Genomic DNA, 18,233 nt, shown 5'->3' on the forward strand with positions numbered 1-18,233 from the left:
CATGCTGCATTGCGGTGACTGTCTGCCGAGAGTGGCCCGGGCCTCTCAGCGCCATGACCGTCAGCCGTCTGTTGATAGCGAACCTTCGCTGTTGCCGGACGCGCGTGGCGTCAGTGTCACGTCAGGCAGCCACATGCTGACCTTGTCGATCAGCGCCTGGGGACGGTAGGGCTTGCCCAGATAATCATCCAGCCCGGCGGCGAAGAAGCGCTCGCGATCGGCTTCACTGGCATTGGCGGTCAGCGCGATGATGACACTGCGCCGCCCGCTGCCGGCGGCGGCTTCCTGCTCGCGCCAGCGCTGGCTGACACTGACGCCATCCATGCCGGGCATGAAGATATCCATGAACACCAGTGCATAGAAATGCTGTTCACGTGCGGCCAGCGCCTCTTCACCGCTGCTGGCGGTATCGACCAACAACCCCTGCCGCCCAAGCACCGTGCGCGCCAGCATCGCATTCACCGGCCCGTCATCCACTACCAGGATACGGGTTTCAGTGGACTTGCCCGGCCATGTCATCGGCAGCAGGATTTCCAGCGCCTGCTCGTCGTCCACGTTGATCTGGCGATAGCTGCCGCCCAGCTCGTCGATCAAGCGCCGCGCCATGACAAGACTCGAGGGCGATTGATGGCTGATATCGAGACCGACATGCCCACGCAGTTCGAGCCGCAGGCAACAACAGCCAGCGCCCTCATCGTCTGAGCCCTCGGCAGAGAACGCTGCATCGCGACAGGCCGGCAGGTCACAGGTTTGCTGCTGTTCAAGCAGCAAGGATTGATGACTGGCGCTCTCGTGACGCACGCAGCCTTCCGCCAGATGCTCGAACAGCTGCGCAAGGCGACGCACATCACCGCGCAATGCCTCCGGCATCGGCCCCAGCTGCCACTCGAAGGGGCAGCCGACATCATGATGGCGCTGCTGCATATCCTCGAGCAGTGCCCCGAGCGTCTCGGTCGGTGAGAAGTCATTCTCTTCCAGCGGCGTCCGCACCACTTCCTCGCGCTCGGTCAGGGCATCCAGCAGTTGCGCCACGCTGTCGAGACGCCCCTGCAGCAGGCTGAGCTCAGCATCCTCGATATGACGCTCACGCCTGAGCTGACCAAGCTTGCGCACCAGACCTTGCAGCGGCGGCGTCAGTTCAGCGTGCAGCATGTCCAGATAATCACTCTTCAGACGCGCCTCTTCGCGGGCACGGTCACGCGCGACCAGCAACTGCTGGCTGGCCTGATCGTGCTCTGACTCATCGATCATCACGCCGAGCACCTGCGCCGGGTCATTGTTGAAGCGACACAGTTCCAGCCGCATCCGCCGCATGCGGCCCTCGGCGTCATGTACCCGGAGTTCACGACTGCTGGGCACGCTGGGGTTGGGCTCCAGCATCAGCAAGCTGCCCACCGACCGCCCCAGCGCCTCATGCAATACCAGCCCGAACAGCTTCTCGAAGGCCGGGTTGGCCATCGCCAACAGACCATGGCGCATCACGAAGGCCGGCAGCGGCAAGGCATCCAGCTCATGGCCACGACCCCGACGCAGCAAGGCCACGGCCCCACGATGGCGACGCAGGATGTCATCCGCCGGATAGGCCTGCCGCCCCACCGGCGGATACTCCTCCATCACCTCACCGTTCTCGATACGCTCGCTCTGGCGCGCCAACCACTCCAGGGGCTGCCCCAGGCGCTGGTCCATGCGCCTGAGCCGCCATTGCAAGATGAGCATGACGACGGCAAACACCAGCAGCAGCGCGCCACCACTGCCCAGCAGCAGGGTCAGCAGCGGCACCTGACCGGGTACCTCGAGTCGCGTGCTGGACACCAGGCGCCAACCCGTGACCGGCAAGCTGTCCCACACCACCACCTGAGTCCCATGCGGGTCATCCAGCGTGGCGCCGCGCAGGCTGGTATCCATCTCGCGGGCGATATCCGCGGGCAGCTCCTGAGAAAGGCCGTCGCCGACATTGCTGCTGGCCGCCCATACGTTCAGGTGGTCATCGACCAGCCAGAAGGCATCCGAAGGGGCATGGCCCGGCAGTAGCAGACGTGCCTCCATCTGCGGCAGCGCGAGATCCAGCCCAACACGCGCCTTCTGACCATTGCCGAGAGAGACCTCCGCCAGCGCCGTGATCTGTGGCAGACCGGCTGGCCCCGGGTGCTGCGGCAGCCAGACCACGCGCGCCGCTCCATTGTCGGTGTTCTCGGCAAGCTGACGCACGGTGTCCGGCAGCACGCCGGTATAGGGCATGAAATCGCTGCCCGGCGCAAAGGCGTCCAGCACGTTGAACCAGGGGTAGAGCATGACCATGCTGTTATCGAGGCTCACGAACAGGCGTGAGATCAGGGGGTCCGACGAGTAGAGGTCCGACAGCAGCCACTGCATATGCATCAGTCGTCGTCCGGCGTCGCGATCCTCATCGCTCAACGGTCCTGTGAATTCGCCGTAGAGTGCGGCTCCCCCACGCGATACCGGTCTGAACAACTGACCCTGCTCGGTAAGCGAGAACTGGTCCAGGCCATCGTCATAGGCGCTGCTCGTGTTGGCCCCGAAGTCCAGATGGCGCCGTGCATAGCGCGCCAGAATCTGCAGGCGACGCTGCTGGGTCTCCAGACGCTCGCTGACCAGCGCCGTGGCCAGTGAATGCTCCTGCCTGAGCTCCCCCAGCGCGGTATCGACGGCGGCATGTTGCGTGCTGTCCCAGACCACGGCGGCCCCGACCAGAAAGCTCAACGCCACCGCCAGCTCCGCCAGCAGCAGCGGGCCAGCCGTCAGCCGAATCATGCGCGCCCAGACCTTCTCCAGGCCACTGGCGGGATTCTGGGCATTCGAAGCCACTGCCACAGCAGGCGGTGGCTCGACAGAGGAAGCACGGCGCGAGAACATGATCTGAAAGCATCCTGTAGGTGAGGCGTCGGCAAGCCCGACCGCTGACCAGCGCAAGCTGTCGAGACAAAGCAGCAGCATACGCAAGCCGCCGTCAGGCGTCATGCAGTGCCAGCGTGACAGAGGCGCTATTTTCTCCCGACCCCCTGATGGAGTGGCGACATGTGCCTGATGGCATTTGACTGGCAACCGGACTCGGCGCGGGGCGAATGCCTGCTACTGATCGGCAATCGAGATGAATTTCACGCACGCGCCACCGCCGGGCTCTGCGTATGGCCGGATGGTGTCCTGTGCGGCGGGCGCGACCTGGTGGCCGGCGGCGGCTGGCTGGTCATGCACCCCGCCGGCAGCCTCGCCACGCTGACCAACGTGCGCCAGCTGGACCGCCCTGCCCCGACGGCCAGCATCAGCCGTGGCCAGCTGGTCGCGGCAGCGGCACGTCAGGCACTGGGCCGATGCTCACGCTGGCGCCTTGAAGACTGGTTGCGCGCACTGGTCGCAGGAGAGAGCGTGCCCGCGGCACTGGAGGGAGCGGATGCACAGAAGCTGTCTGCGCTGACGCTTGAAGCCGTGGACTGGTGCAACCTGCTGGTCTGCGATGGCAAGGCGTTGTGGCGTCTGCATCATGGCCCGCAAGGGGCCGAGGTGAGCCGACTCGACGCGGGCATCCACAGCCTGAGCAACAGCCATCCCGATGTCGACTGGCCCAAGCAACGACGCCTGAGCGAACGCCTGGCAGCCCTCCTCGCCCCGTCAGCCCGTGCTGGCGAAACAACCGCTCGACCATTGAGCGACGATGCGCTACTTGGCCTGCTCAAGGATGACTGGCGGCCCGCGGTGAATCAGCTGCCGGCCACCGGGCTTGCCCTCGAACGCGAAGTCCTGTTGTCCAGCCCGTTCATCGTCAGTACCGAATATGGCACGCGGGCCTCGACCCTGGTGCGCTGGCAACGCCACTCGGCCAGGGACACGGCTGATGCCTCCGATGTGGTGCAGATCCTGACCCTGCTGGAACGCCGCTTCAGCCCTGAAGGTCACACCATCGCCAGCCGCAGGGCCAGGACACGCTCGATCGCCACGGAGAGCGGCGAGGAAGGAGATATCGGCAGCTGGCGACTCAGCTAGTCGTCTCGCCGGCCTTCTGTGCCACTGGCGCGTTGTCGCGCGGTGGCAGCAGGTGGTCCAGATCCCACGCCTGCAGGCGATGGAGCAACAGGGCATGAACCTCATCGGCGGTGGGCTGGCACAGTACCTCGTCCACCAGTCCCTGCGCCGCACTCAGTGACACTCGCCGAATGGCCGCGCGCACGCGCGGCAGGCTCGGGGCATTCATCGACAGGCTGTCAAAGCCCATGCCCAGCAGCAGCAAGGCCCCGGCGGGGTCGCCCGCCAGCTCACCGCAGACGCTCACCGGCATCTTGAGCGCACGCGACTCTTCCGACAGACGTGCCAGGGCGCGCAACACCGCCGGATGGCAGGCATCGTAGAGACTCGCCACGCGCGGGTTGTTGCGATCCACCGCCAGCAGATATTGGGTGAGATCATTGGAGCCCACCGAGAAGAAGTCGACCCGGGTGGCGAGCGCTTCCAGCTGGTAGAGCGCCGCCGGTACTTCGATCATCACGCCGACACTCGGTCGCGAGACGTTGATGCCCTCTTCGGCCAGCTCGACCAGCGCCCGATTGACCAGCGCCAGCGCCGCATCGACTTCCTCGATTCCCGAGATCATCGGCAGCATGATGCGCAGATTGTCCAGCCCTTCCGCGGCACGCAGCATGGCCCGCAGCTGCACCATCAATACCTCGGGGTGATCGAGTGTCACCCGGATGCCTCGCCAGCCCAGGAAGGGATTGGCCTCGTTGATCGGGAAATAGGGCAGGTCCTTGTCGCCGCCGATATCCAGCGTGCGCATGGTGACCGGCAGCGGCGCAAAGCCCAGCAGCTGCTCACGATACAGACGCGCCTGCTCCTGTTCGCTGGGGAAGCGGTCACTCATCATGAACGGCACTTCGGTGCGGTAAAGCCCGACTCCGCCGACCCGCGACTTGAGCGACGCGACGGAATCCAGCGCCAAGCCGGTATTGACCATCAGCGGCAGAACATGACCATCCGGGGTCACGCTTGGCAGATCCTGCTCCTGCTCCAGCAGCGCACTCAACGCCTGCTCCTCCTCGATCAACCGTGAATAGTAGGCGCCGAGCTCAAGCTCGGGACGCACCACCAGTCGACCACGGTGACCATCGAGAATGACCGGTGCACCGCCCAGTCGCGACAACGGAAGATCCACCATGCCAAGCACGGTGGGAATCCCCATCGCACGCGCGAGGATGGCGACATGCGAGGTACTCGAGCCACTGACCGCGACCAGCCCCTTGAGGCGTTCACGCGGAACCTCCCCCAGCGTGGCGGGGCTGATCTCGTGGCCGATGAGAATGGTGTTCTCCGGATATTCGATCGGACCGCTGTCACCCTCTTCCTGAAGGTGTGACAACACTCGGCGTCCAAGATCCCGAATGTCGGCGGCTCGTTCGCGCAGATAGTCGTCATCGACACGCTCGAGGTACTGCACATGGCGGCGCACGATATCGGCCAGCGCCGCCGGCGCCCACTGCCCTTCACGGATGCGCTTCTCGACTTCCTGTCCCAGCGCCGCGTCACCCAGCATCTGCTGATAGACCTCGAACAGCGCATGTTCCTGGGTGGAGATACGGCTGGCGAGGCGCTCCGCCGCGACGCGAATCTCTTCGCGCACGGCGTTGATCGCCTCCTTGAGGCGTGCGATCTCGAATTCGATATCGGTGGGGATGAGATCGGGGACGGCGTCCAGGTCGGCGGGTGGGGACAGCACGAAGGCCTTGCCGATGGCGATACCGGGCGAGCCGGCCACGCCGGAGAAGGTCGCCTGGCCGCTGGTGCCGGCCAGCTTGCCCAGCGCCCCCGTGGCCAGCGCGTGAGCCAGCACTCCCGCCAGCTGAGCGCCAAGGGTGACAAGGAAGGCTTCCTCACCTTCATCGAAACGGCGCTTCTCGTGCTGCTGGATGACCAGCACCCCGAGCACGCGACGCTGATGAATGATGGGGACACCGAGGAAGCTGGAGAAACGTTCCTCTCCGGTCTCCTCGAAATAGCGGAATTGGGGGTGTGCGGGCGCATCCTCGAGGTTGAGCGGCTCTTCTCTGAGCGCCACCATCCCGACCAGGCCCTCGCCACGTGCCAGACTGACCTGCCCCACCGACGACGAGCGCAGACCAATGGTGTCCTTGAGCACGAAGCGATCGCTTTCCGGTGCCAGCAGATAGACGGAGCAGACATCCGTCTTCATGGCCTTGCGTATGCGCAACACCATGGTCGCCAGTGCCGCGTCCAGAGAACGTGCGCCATTGACCTCCTGAACGATACGACGTAGCACCTCAAGCATGGAGTACCTCAAGCATGGTGTATCTCGCGCATCGAAGACGTCGAGAAGGTGATTGCACAGCCAGGGCGGCGTGACCCACGCTCAGCCACCCGCGCCCATCAACGCCATCTGCCGGACGAATGACGCCCTGGCCCCTCGGCACTGGCGTCACCGGCCCCGGGGTCAATGGCACCTGTGCCATCGAGCCCCTTGGCCGCCGCCGCATTGGCAGTGCCGACCGGTGAGCCACTGGCGCCAGGCGTACCGCAAGCGCCCCGCGCTTCATGCAGCGAGGCCCCCTCGGCGAGCGCCTTGAGCCGCTCGGTGTCCACCAGACGCTGCAGACGCGGAGCCAACTCGCGCAGGGCGCGCCGATAGACCTCGCGCTTGAAGGCCACGACCTGCCCCAGTGGATACCAGTAGCTTACCCAACGCCAGCCATCGAATTCAGGATTGGGCGTGGTATCCACACTCACGCGGTTGTCCTGACAGCGAATCTGCAACAGGAACCACTTCTGCTTCTGACCGATGCAGATCGGTCGGGAGTGCGTTCTTACCATGCGTCTGGGTAACCGGTAGCGCAGCCATCCACGGGTGCAGGCCAGTATCTCGACGTCCTCAGCTTTCAGGCCGATCTCTTCTTCGAGTTCACGAAACAGCGCCTGTTGCGGTGTCTCGTTTGGCTTGATGCCCCCTTGCGGAAACTGCCACGCATTCTGTCCTACCCGGCGCGCCCAGAGCAGCTGGCCCTCACAGTTGGCAATGATGATGCCAACGTTGGGGCGAAAGCCGTCAGCGTCGATCACGGATGTCACCTTTGATTCGTTAATTGAAACCATTCTTCCACAAAGGCTGAAAGCGCTTCAATACGCGGTTTGGCGGTGTGAAAGCCCGAGCACCTCTGCAATAATCGCTGCCTTCACGCTATTGCAGTGCAACACGGTCGTGCGAGACTGCTCGTCGGCCACCGTACACCCGCGCAAACACTGGGCCGGCACCCTATCGTGCTCTGTTGTCCGTGTCTGTCGTCCAGCCGAGAGTGGCTGGGCAGAGCAAGGAGTTTTCCGTGAGTCTGGCCATCTTTGATCTCGACAATACCCTGATCGCCGGGGACAGTGATCACGCCTGGGGCGAATTTCTGGTCGAACAGGGCGCTGTCGACGCCAACGTCTACCGTGAAGCCAACGAGCGCTACTACCAGCTCTACCAGAGTGGCGAACTGGACATTCACGAATACCTGGCCTTCTCACTCAAGCCGCTGGCCGAGAACAGTCCGGAGCAGCTGGCGGCCTGGCACCAGCAGTTCATGGCCGCCAAGATCGAGCCCATCATCCTGCCGCGAGCGGAAGAGCTGCTGGCACGTCACCGGGCACGCGGCGACACCCTGCTGATCATCACCGCCACCAATCGCTTCATTACCGCTCCCATCGCGGACCGCCTCGGCGTCGATGAGCTGATCGCCATCGAGCCCGAGATCGTCAACGGCCGCTACACCGGACGCGTCAGCGGCGTCCCCAGCTTCCAGGCCGGCAAGGTGACCCGCCTCGAGGCATGGTTGGCCGAGCGTGACCACACCCTGGATGGCAGCACCTTCTACAGCGACTCCATCAATGACCTGCCGCTGCTGGAGCGTGTCGATACTGCCATCGCAGTGGACCCGGATGAGCAACTGCGCGCTGCCGCTGATGCGCGTGATTGGCGCATCATTTCGCTGCGCGACTGATAACACCATGATTTACATGGCTTTTATTGATCCATAAGGTCGAGCAGCCTCAGCTATAAGGTTTTCATGTGGCTACAAGCATTCACCATAAAGTCGACCTTATTTGCTGAATCATTTCGCACAAGATGTGTCTATAATGTGTGTCCATCGAACCGTCGAGCCTGGTGCGGCAACTTTGCCCCGTCACGGCAGGACGGCCTCCGGAATCCCGGTCGGGTCCGGGGGATGTCCCTCACCAACCTTGAGCGTGAGCAGCCATGTCCTCAACGACATACGATGTCCTGATTGTGGGTGGCGGCGTGTCCGGCACCGCCCTTCTCTATGAACTCGCCCGCTACACCGACCTCAAGTCGGTCGGCCTGGTGGAAAAGTACGACCACGTCGCGATCGTCAACTCGCACGGTCGCAACAACTCCCAGACCATTCACTGCGGCGACATCGAGACCAACTACACGGTCGAGAAGGCGCGTGTGACCAAGCGCACCGCGGGCATGGTGGTCAACTTCGCCACCAAGCTCAGCGAGAGTGAGCGCGATCACATCGTCTACAAGTATCCGAAGATGGTGCTGGCGGTCGGTGCCAAGGAATGCCAGTTCCTGCGCAAGCGTTTCGACACCTTCAAGCAGCTGTTCCCCAACCTGAAGCTGCTCGAGCGTGATGATATCGCCGAGCTGGAGCCGAAGGTGGTGGAAGGTCGTCGTCCTGACGAGGAAATCGTCGCGCTGGGTTCCACCGACGAATACACCGCCGTCAACTACACCACCCTGTCGGAGGCCTTCGTCAGCGAGGGCGAGAAGGCAGCGGCCGAGAAAGGCATGAACTTCGACGTTCGCCTCTCGACCGCCGTGGAAGACATCCGCAAGGAAGGTGACGTCTACAAGGTCAAGACCGACAAGGGCGAGCTCAGCGCACGCTATGTCGTGGTCAGCGCCGGCGGACATTCCCTGCTGTTCGCCCACAAGATGGGTTACGGCCTGGACAAGTCCTGCCTGCCGATGGCCGGCTCCTTCTACTTCACTCCGAAGGTGCTCAACGGCAAGGTCTACACCATCCAGAACGAGAACCTGCCGTTCGCCGCCGTCCACGGCGACCCGGACGTGCTGGTGGAAGGCAAGACCCGCTTCGGTCCGACCGCCCTGATGCTGCCGCTGCTGGAGCGCTACAACGGCAAGACCTTCTGGGAGTTCCTCAAGGTGCTGCGTATGGACCGCAACGTCGTCAAGGCCCTGTGGGACCTGATGAAGGTGCGCGACATCCGCAACTACATCTTCAAGAACTTCATGTTCGAGGTGCCGGTGCTGCGTGAGCGTCTGTTCCACGGCGACATCAAGAAGATCGTGCCGAGCCTGGACGTCAAGGACGTCAGCTTCGCCAAGGGCTTCGGTGGCGTTCGCCCGCAGTTGATCGACAAGAGCAAGCAGAAGCTCGTGATGGGCGAAGCCAAGATCAATCCGGGCACCGGCATCGTCTTCAACATGACGCCGTCACCGGGTGGCACCAGCTGTCTGGGCAATGCCGAGAAGGACATGTATCTCGCGCAGGAATTCCTTGGCTTCAAAATCGACAAGGACGCCTTCGAGCGTGACCTGCTGACCGGCGAGATCGAACTGACCGAGATCGAGCGTCCGGAAGCCTCTTCACTGATGTAAGCCTCTTTCGAGACACACATCGGGATGAGCATCAAAAAGCCCCGCCAGCGATTGCTGGCGGGGCTTTTTGATGGGCGACTGGCTTGATGGGCGACTGGAGGGATTCGGCCTCAGGACACCGATTGGCCCGACCGGGCAATAGGCTCATGCACCGCATGCAGACGCTGGATCAGCTGATCCTCCAGCGCGAAACGCTCGGTCAGTCCCTGCTGCAGACGAGCCAGCCATTCCGGCAGTCGTGCGCGATAGTGCTGGCAGCGGGTAGGGCTGGAGAAATCCTCATCGAAGGACAGCACCAGCTCGGTGGAGGGCTCCAGACGCTGCATCAGCTGCTCACAGACCGCCAGTGCCGCGGTGTCCTCGAAGACACGGCCTTCTTCCTTGAGCTGGGGATAGACCTCGAAATGCCCCGCCGAGATGTAGTCCATCAGAAGCTCGATGAAGCGATTGACGCGCGTCATCTCGAGCTGCTCGAGGCCACTGACGCAAGCCTCGTGCAGATCCATGAAGCAGACCAGCATCTCGCGTCGCTGATCCAGCCAGCGATCAACCAACTGATGAACGCCACGAAAGCGTTCCGCCGCAGTGGTGCATTCCTCCAGCATGGGCGCCTCCTCTGGCATGACCCGAACGATAGGGGCTGACATCCGGTGCTCGCCCCGCTGCCAACCCACTATCCTCCATGCCGTGCACGCTGCCAACCCCCCACCATGGTGGCAGGGCATATTGCCTCAACGGCGCAAGCTGCTCCACAGCATCGCCAGCGGTACCAGCGCCAGCCCACAGAAGCCGATCAGCGACCACTGCGGGATCGAGAGACCCAGCCACTGCGCGCTGATCTGGGCGCACTCACCGGAGGCGTTGAGCACCTGGGTGATCACATCCCATACCGGCAGCACTTCCAGCATGTAGTTGAGGCCCGGGCCACAGGCCGGCACCTGATCCGGCGGCAGAGACTGCAGCCAGATATGACGCCCCGCCAGCACGACCGCACCGATGCTGCCGGCCAGTGCGCCCAGCGCGTAGATGCGCGTGCCGACGCGCCCGGGGCCATGCAAGGCCCCCAGCAGGAAGAAGACGCCTGCCACGGCCACCGCCACGCGCTGGAAGATGCACAGCGAACACGGCGCCAGATCGAAGGCGAACTGCAGCACGAAGGCCACGCCCAGCAGAAAGGCGCACCCCAGCGCTCCCAACAGACACCATTGACGCCCGCTCCAGCTCGCCAGTCCGCTCTTGCGCGCTACCGGCTGCTGCCCCGATTGTTTGTCCGCTTGTGTCATTTGCCGTCCTTGCCGGTAAAACTCCAGTGGAGTCATGGGTGAGAAATGACGCAGCCGCAAGGCCTTCAAGGCCCTGCGACTGCATTGAGGCATGCACCGCGTCGTGCCCCGCAACCGCGCTCAATCAGGCGGCACAGGCCACATACATCATCGGCGCCTCAAGCCTGAGGCGCCGATGATGAAGCGATAGCCGAATCCGTCACTATCAGCGACTGACGCCTATCATGCCGTGTCGTGATGACCCGAACATGAATTGGCGTTGCGTCACGAGATCACGCCGGTTGCGTGCCATGGGCGGACGCGAAGTACTCGGCCATGAAGGTGTCGAAATCCTGATGATCGCCCTTCTCGATATCGCCCTGCTGCTGCAGCGAGGTCTCGACCAGCTGATCAAGCAGATAGCCGCGTGCACGCTCCGTCGGCTCTGACTTGAACTGCTCGGCCTGGCCCTTGGCCAGCGCCAGCACTTCGTCGACGAAGTTGCTGCCATTGTCGAGCATGCTGGTCAGCAGACGGCCCGACGGTGTGGTCTGCGCATCGTCGAAGCGCGGCGCGAGCGCCGCCAGCGCATCACGGTGCGCGTTGCCTGTCTTGTCGCCACTGTCGAGCAGGCCCGCGACTTCGCCCAGCTCATCCATGATGTTGGCCGCCAGATCGCGCAGGCGACGCTCTTCACCATTGACACTCAGGGTCAGTTCCGGATCACGCCCTGCCTCGACCACGCGACGCTTGCTGTTGTCGAGCGTGGCGCATTCCTCGTCGTCGATCCAAGGACTCTCGGTCAGCAGACACCAGATCAGGAAGGTATCGAGGAAGCGGATCTGCGTCTCGTCGATCCCGACCGGCAGGAAGGGGTTGAGGTCCAAACAGCGCACTTCGATGTATTCGACACCACGCCCTTCCAGTGCCTGACTGGGCGTCTCGTTCTGCCGGGTGACACGCTTGGGACGGATGTCGGAGTAGTACTCGTTCTCGATCTGCAGGATGTTGCTGGAGAGCTGCGACCAGCTGCCATCGGCCTGCTTGACGCCCAGCTTCTCGTAGTCCTTCCACGGCGTAACGATGGCGTGACGCAGCGTCCCGACGAAGTTGTCCAGCGAGTTGAAGCAGATCTTGAGCTGTGCCTGGACCTTGTTCTGATAGCCCAGGTCCGACATGCGCAGGCTGGTGGCATAGGCCGAGACCAGGCTGCGGTCCGCCTGACGCTTGAGGCGATCATCATTGCCACCGTCAAGGAAGCTCTCATCGATGCCCGGCGAGGCGCCGAACAGATAGAGCAGCACCCAGCTGTGGCGACGGAAGTTGCGGATCAGCTCGAAATAGCGACGTGAGCGGAAGTCACGCGCATCTTCCGCCTCTGCCCCTTCCAGCCCCTGCAGCAGACTCCAGAAATCATCCGGCAACGAGAAGTTGTAATGGATACCGGCAATCGACTGCATGATGCGTCCATAACGGACATCCAGCCCCTTGCGGTAGACATGCTTCATGGTGCCGCTGTTGGAGGTACCGTAGTCGGCGATCGGCACGCTGTCGTTGCCGTGCAGGCGCGGTGGCATGCTGGCCGGCCAGATCAGCTCATCGCCCATGTTGCGATAGCTGAAACGATGCAGGTCAGCCAGAAACTCCAGCGACTCCTTGGGACGAGTGGACACCGGGGTGATGTACTCGAGCAGAGACTCGGAATAGTCCGTGGTGATGTACGGGTGGGTCAGCTTCGACCCCAGAGAACGCGGATGCGGCGTCTGGCTGATGTCACCGCCAGCGGTAACCCGCAGGCCTTCCTTCTCGATACCACGGCGCAGGCGCCCGAAGAGACCCTGACGGGCCTGGGGCGTGAGTCGCGCAATGGCGGACGCGAGTTGCTCGGACAAGGTATGAACCCTTTCGCATGGGGAGAAGCCCAGCCTCTCCGGTCGAATTGGATGACCATGGCCCGCGTGCTGCACCGGATGCCATGCAAGACGCGAACGGCAGGTACCGTTCGCGTCAGGTCAGTATGCCCACATTATGGGCGCGTAAAAAATGCTTTCAAGGCTTATGATTTCGACTTGCGCGCATTGAGCAGTGCTGCCGCCATCGCATTGTTGGCCGGTGCCGCGCCGCCGCTCGCACCAGAATTGCTGCCGCGACCGCCGCGCTCCTGACGGCCACCGCCGCCTTGCGAGCGTCCACCGCGACCGCCCTCTGCGCCGCGTCGTGCCTCGCCTGCCGCGCCTTTCTCAGCGGGAGTATCGCTCATGCGCATGCTCAGCGCGATACGCGCACGCGGGATGTCGACTTCCATCACCTTGACGCTCACGATGTCGCCCGCCTTGACCACCTCTCGCGGGTCAGCAACATATTTTTGCGACAGGGCAGAGATATGTACCAGGCCATCCTGATGCACGCCGATATCCACGAAGGCTCCAAAGTGAGTCACGTTGGTGACGACGCCCTCAAGCTTCATGCCCGGCTCGAGATCCTTGAGGGTCTCGACGCCTTCCTTGAACTCCGCGAAGCGGAATTCGGGGCGCGGGTCACGCCCAGGCTTGTCCAGCTCGCGCAGGATGTCGGTCACCGTCGGCAGCCCGAAGTGCTCATCGGTGAATTCCGTCGGTTTCACGGTGCGCAGGAAGGCGCTGTCACCCAGCAGACTCGGCAGATCACGCCCGTGCGCCTTGGCGATGCGCTCGACCAGCGGATAGGCCTCCGGGTGGACGGCGCTGGCATCCAGCGGATTCTTGCCGGAGGCGATACGCAGGAAGCCGGCACACTGCTCGAAGGTGCGCGGACCCAGGCGGCTGACTTTCAGCAATTCCTGACGTGAAGCGAAACGGCCATTGGCATCACGATGCGCGACGATATTCTCTGCAAGCGTAACATTCAGGCCAGCTACACGTGACAGCAGCGCACTGGAGGCCATGTTGAGATCGACACCGACACCATTCACGCAATCCTCGACGACGGCTTCCAGACTGCGCCCCAGCTGCACCTGGCTGACATCGTGCTGGTACTGGCCGACGCCGATGGACTTGGGCTCGATCTTGACCAGCTCGCCCAGCGGGTCCTGCAGACGACGCGCGATGGAGACCGCGCCGCGAATGGTCACGTCCAGATCCGGGAATTCGCGGGCCGCATACTCCGAAGCCGAGTAGATGGAAGCACCAGCCTCGTTGACCATCACCTTCTGCAGTCGACGGCCGGACAGGCGCGTCAGCACGTCGGCGGCCAGCTTGTCGGTCTCGCGCGAGGCAGTACCGTTGCCGATGGCGATCAACTCGACATCATGCCGCTCGACCAGCTTGACCAGCTCGGCCACCGAGGCGTCCCAGCGATTGTGTGGCGCATGCGGATAGATGGTGGCCTGATCGACATACTTGCCGGTGGCATCCACCACCGCGACCTTGACGCCAGTACGCAAGCCCGGGTCCAGGCCCAGCGTGGCCTTGGGTCCTGCCGGCGCTGCCAGCAGCAGGTCCTTCAGGTTGTCGGCGAAGACCTGGATGGCCTCCTGTTCGGCACGCTCGCGCAGGCGACCGATCAGCTCGCTTTCCAGACGGGTATAGAGCTTGACGCGCCAGGTCCAGCGCACCACTTCCTTCAACCAGCGGTCCGCGGCACGCTCCTGATCCTCGAGGGAGAAATGCGCCGCGATGGCGCCTTCCATCGGGTGACGCGGCAGGTCGTCTTCACCTTCCAGCTTGAGCGCGAGGCTCAGCACGCCTTCGTTGCGACCCCGCAGCATGGCCAGTGCACGGTGCGAGGGTGCCTTGTGCAGCGGCTCATCATGCTCGAAGTAATCGGAGAACTTGGCGCCCTCCTGCTCCTTGCCCTTCATGACGCGCGAACTCAGGATGCCGTCGTCCCACAGGCGCTGCCGCAGACGACCGACCAGGGCAGCATCTTCCGCGAAGCGCTCCATCAGGATCTGCTTGGCGCCATCCAGCGCCGCCTTGGTATCGGCCACATCCTTGTCGACAGCGACGAAGCCGATCGCCTGAGCTTCCGGCTCCAGCGTCGGGTCATTGAGCAGCGCATCGGCCAGAGGCTCAAGCCCCGCTTCACGCGCGATCTGGGCCTTGGTACGGCGCTTCTTGCGATAGGGAAGGTAAAGATCTTCCAGACGCTGCTTGCTGTCGGCGGCCAACACATCCCGCTCAAGCGTGGCGCTCAGCTTGTTCTGCTCGGCGATCGACTCGAGCACTACCTGACGCCGCTCCTCCAGCTCACGCAGATAGCGCAGGCGCTCTTCCAGCTGTCGCATCTGGGTGTCATCGAGTCCGCCAGTGGCTTCCTTGCGGTAGCGCGAGATGAAGGGCACGGTCGCGCCGCCATCCAGCAGCTCGACGGTAGCGGTGATCTGTTCTTCGCGCACCCCAAGCTCACCGGCCAACGCCTGTTGAATGCGGCGAGTGGTGGCAGCGGGCGACAGCGTCGGTGCAGGACGGGAGGTGGTAGCGTCGGTTGCAGTAGCGTCCATGAAACGTCAGTCCCTTACAGCAGAATTCATGCGGCAATATACAGACGGCCCGGTCGTGGAATCGACCGGGCCGTCTGTATCACGATGCCGTCACGTTACCACAAAGCGGCAAGATTGCTTTAGCCGCTCACTGCGCCAGCCGAGATGCATCCAAAGCGTCTCACGCGGGCACGAAGCGCAGTGCGACGCCGTTGTTGCACCAGCGCAGGCCGGTGGGCTTGGGGCCATCCTCGAAGACATGCCCCTGGTGCCCGCCACAGCGCGCACAATGATATTCGGTGCGCGGCCAGATGAGTCCGTAGTCGGTCTTGGTCAGAAGGCGTCCTTCGATATGATCGAAGAAGCTGGGCCAGCCGGTGCCGGACTCGAACTTGGTGGCAGAAGAGAACAACGCCAGATCACAGCCGGCACAGCGATACTCACCCTCGCGATGCTCCTTGTTGAGCTCGCTGGAGCCAGAACGTTCGGTGCCCTCCTCGCGCAGTACGCGATACTGCTCCGGACTCAGGCGTGCGCGCCATTCGTCTTCCTCGAGGGTCAGCGGCGTGATGTCCGCACCACGCTCGAGTTCCAGCTCCGGGCGCGCGGCAGACAGCCTGGGCAGCGCCAGCATCGCTCCGCCTCCCAGCACCAGCCCCATGAATTGGCGACGTTGCATGACATATCTCCTTGTAGCAATGAACGGCAACACTGACTTCTACGCGCAGCAGCCTGCGTTGGATGCATGCGCCATGAGAAAGCCCCCACGATGCTGCCATCGCGGGGGCTTGGGTCTCATCGGCTGACGCCAGCCATCGGGTCAGATGCGCAGACCACCATCACATTCGATCACTCGCCCGGTGAAGTAGTCATTGTCGAAGATGAAGGCCACGCTGCTGGCGATATCTTCCGGGCGGCCCAGGTCGCGCATCGGGATGCCACTCTTGATCTTGTCGAGCATCTCGGGCTTCATGCCGGCGGTCATCTCGGTGGCGATGAAGCCCGGCGCCACGGCACCGACGCGAATCTTGTAGCGTGCCAGCTCCTTGGCCCAGGTCACGCTCAGCGCCGCGACACCGGACTTGGCGGCGGTGTAGTTGCTCTGCCCCATGTTGCCGGCGCGTGAGATGCTGGAGATATTGACGATTACCCCCGGCTGGCCGGCCTCGATCATCTGGCTGGCCGCTTCACGCGTGCACAGGAAGACACCGGTCAGATTGACATCGATGACCTGCTGCCAGCTGGACAGCGACATGGTCTTCTCCACCACGCCATCACGCGCCTTGATCAGCAGCCCATCGCGGGTGATGCCGGCATTGTTGACCAGACCGCTCACCGGCCCCAATGCGCCCTTGATGGCCGAGAAGGCCGCGGTGACGGAGTCCTCTTCCGCGACATTGGTCACGAAGCCCTGCGCCTTGATGCCGGCAGCCTCCAGACTCGCGACGGCGTCATCCAGGCCGTCCTGCTCGATGTCCAGCAGCGCCAATACCGCTCCCTTCTCGCCCAGATAGCGCGCCATGGCCAACCCCAGCCCACGAGCGCCGCCCGTAATCGCGATGACCTTGTCGTCAAGCTTCATGTCCCGTCTCCCAGATTGTCTGCCGGCAGTGAGGAACGTCTGCCGGATGCGAGGCCCGCATGCCGTACGGGCGTCACGATCTATGTGTCGAGTGTCCCGCACCGCGCCCTTCAGTGTTGAGCGTCATCGTGATAGAGAATGCCTCGGGATGACGCCTACTGCCAGCTCGCGGTGAGTTTTCATGATGCAGTGCAACAGATCGCGGCGTGTCCTGCCTCAACGCAGGCGAGATCCGCCAACGCAACGCACTGACGGCGTCAACGCACGCCGTCGACAGCGTGCACGAAAGCAGGGAATGCTGATGCGTGAGCCTCGGCCCGCCGCCTGCGGCCGGCCTGTCCGACTCTCGCTGGCCGGCTCTCGCTGTCCAACTCGCCCTGTCCGGCTCTCTCTGTCCGGCTCTCTCTGTCCAGCCCTTCTATTGTGCACTGCAACATGCAGCATGGCACCGCTACTCCTACAGCGCCAGCCATGCACGCCGTCGACCATCAGTGGCTCATCAGCGGCTCATCAACAGATCAGGGCCCGTTCATGAGCCCGATTCGACTGTTCCCCATCCGGCGGCTGGTTTACCCTTGACGCATTGGCGCAACCTGCCATCTACCTGCTTCGGGAGAGACGATGCCCATACTGTTAGTGATTACCCTGTTCGGGTTATTGGATTTCGTGGTGCTGTTCAGCCTCGGCAGCCAGATCGGCCTGCTGCCGACCCTGGCGCTGGTGCTGATCACCGGCGCCGTCGGCCTGCATCTGATTCGCCGTGAAGGTCGCGCGACACTGTTGCGCGCCCAGGAGCGCCTGCAACGTGGCGAGATGCCTTCCGGCGAGCTGATGGAAGGCGCGGCGCTCATCTTCGGCGGCGCCCTATTGATGGCGCCGGGCTTTCTGTCTGACGCCTTAGGCCTGCTGTGCCTGCTCCCCGCCTCACGGGGACTGTTGACGCGCGGCCTGAGCGGCAACGGCGCGATCGCGCGCTTCTTCAAGAGCCGCTTCTCGGCTGCGGGAAGCTCGCGCAGCACCCGCACGGGCGACTGGGAAGCCGACGCCCGTGCTGACAGTGCATCACGCAGCGATGGCGATCAGCAGCACGCAAGCGGCAACCATGCAGGACAGCAAGGCAACAGCCAGCAGACCGGCGAGCCGCTGGAAGGCGATTACATCAGCCGTGACGAGCCGCGCCTCTAGCGCCTTGTCACGCACAAGCACCAAGCGCAATCGCCTGCTTGAGAGTCATGTTTGAAAGTCTTGCATGAGAACGATGGGCCCGGTACTGGAAGCCAGTGCCGG

The 18,233-nt window shown here is 63.4% G+C and carries 12 protein-coding genes and 1 pseudogene; 4 read left to right on the forward strand and 9 right to left on the reverse strand.

All coding sequences use genetic code 11. The features are described 5' to 3' along the window. Positions 1-60: 60 nt before the first annotated feature. Complete coding sequence (locus F8A90_RS13425; RefSeq protein ID WP_200017448.1) at positions 61-2,874, reverse strand: response regulator; 2,814 nt, start codon at positions 2,872-2,874, stop codon at positions 61-63. Positions 2,875-3,036: 162 nt separating this feature from the next. Between F8A90_RS13425 and F8A90_RS13430 the strand changes: the two genes are divergently transcribed. Beyond that, positions 3,037-3,999: an NRDE family protein gene (locus tag F8A90_RS13430; protein ID WP_200017449.1), complete on the forward strand. Its 963-nt coding sequence runs from the start codon at positions 3,037-3,039 to the stop codon at positions 3,997-3,999. Here F8A90_RS13430 and ptsP read toward each other — a convergent pair. Next, a complete protein-coding gene (gene ptsP / locus F8A90_RS13435; RefSeq protein ID WP_166018871.1) occupies positions 3,992-6,292 on the reverse strand; it encodes a phosphoenolpyruvate--protein phosphotransferase in 2,301 nt (766 codons plus the stop codon). The two genes, F8A90_RS13430 and ptsP, sit on opposite strands and share 8 nt — an antisense overlap. Positions 6,293-6,603: 311 nt before the next feature. Further along, positions 6,604-7,077, reverse strand: a pseudogene (locus F8A90_RS13440) (RNA pyrophosphohydrolase); the annotation flags it as partial. Positions 7,078-7,337: 260 nt separating this feature from the next. On the opposite strand from F8A90_RS13440, the gene F8A90_RS13445 reads away from it, so the two are divergent. Together F8A90_RS13445 and F8A90_RS13450 are read left to right on the forward strand one after the other, a co-directional pair. Further along, positions 7,338-7,994: an HAD family hydrolase gene (locus F8A90_RS13445; protein ID WP_200017450.1), complete on the forward strand. Its 657-nt coding sequence runs from the start codon at positions 7,338-7,340 to the stop codon at positions 7,992-7,994. 257 nt (positions 7,995-8,251) lie between these two features. After that, positions 8,252-9,643, forward strand: coding sequence for an FAD-dependent oxidoreductase (locus tag F8A90_RS13450; RefSeq protein ID WP_200017451.1), 1,392 nt, complete (start codon positions 8,252-8,254; stop codon positions 9,641-9,643). A gap of 110 nt (positions 9,644-9,753) precedes the next feature. On the opposite strand, the gene rsd is transcribed toward F8A90_RS13450, so the two are convergent. The 6 genes from rsd to F8A90_RS13480 all read right to left on the reverse strand — a co-directional run bounded on the left by rsd (position 9,754) and on the right by F8A90_RS13480 (position 16,946). Beyond that, positions 9,754-10,248 (reverse strand): sigma D regulator, encoded by a 495-nt coding sequence (gene rsd / locus F8A90_RS13455; protein WP_200017452.1) that lies wholly within the window; start codon positions 10,246-10,248, stop codon positions 9,754-9,756. Between the two features lie 126 nt (positions 10,249-10,374). After that, positions 10,375-10,926: a disulfide bond formation protein B gene (locus F8A90_RS13460; protein ID WP_200017453.1), complete on the reverse strand. Its 552-nt coding sequence runs from the start codon at positions 10,924-10,926 to the stop codon at positions 10,375-10,377. Between the two features lie 272 nt (positions 10,927-11,198). Next, the gene (gene gshA / locus F8A90_RS13465; RefSeq protein ID WP_166018875.1) at positions 11,199-12,797 is read right to left on the reverse strand and encodes a glutamate--cysteine ligase; all 1,599 of its coding nucleotides are present in this window, start codon (positions 12,795-12,797) and stop codon (positions 11,199-11,201) included. A 164-nt stretch (positions 12,798-12,961) separates the two neighbouring features. Beyond that, entirely contained in the window at positions 12,962-15,385 is a 2,424-nt protein-coding gene (locus F8A90_RS13470; RefSeq protein WP_200017454.1) for a Tex family protein, read from the reverse strand. 160 nt (positions 15,386-15,545) lie between these two features. Further along, entirely contained in the window at positions 15,546-16,043 is a 498-nt protein-coding gene (msrB, locus tag F8A90_RS13475; RefSeq protein WP_200017455.1) for a peptide-methionine (R)-S-oxide reductase MsrB, read from the reverse strand. Positions 16,044-16,184: 141 nt separating this feature from the next. Then, positions 16,185-16,946 carry an SDR family oxidoreductase gene (locus F8A90_RS13480; protein ID WP_200017456.1) on the reverse strand — a complete coding sequence of 254 codons (762 nt, stop codon included), beginning with the start codon at positions 16,944-16,946 and terminating at the stop codon, positions 16,185-16,187. A gap of 621 nt (positions 16,947-17,567) precedes the next feature. Between F8A90_RS13480 and F8A90_RS13485 the strand changes: the two genes are divergently transcribed. Then, positions 17,568-18,131, forward strand: a complete 564-nt coding sequence (locus tag F8A90_RS13485; RefSeq protein ID WP_200017457.1) for an FxsA family protein — start codon at positions 17,568-17,570, stop codon at positions 18,129-18,131. The last annotated feature ends 102 nt before the right edge of the window (positions 18,132-18,233 follow it).

Source organism: Cobetia sp. cqz5-12 (assembly GCF_016495405.1).
In the GTDB taxonomy this organism is placed as follows: Bacteria; Pseudomonadota; Gammaproteobacteria; order Pseudomonadales; family Halomonadaceae; genus Cobetia.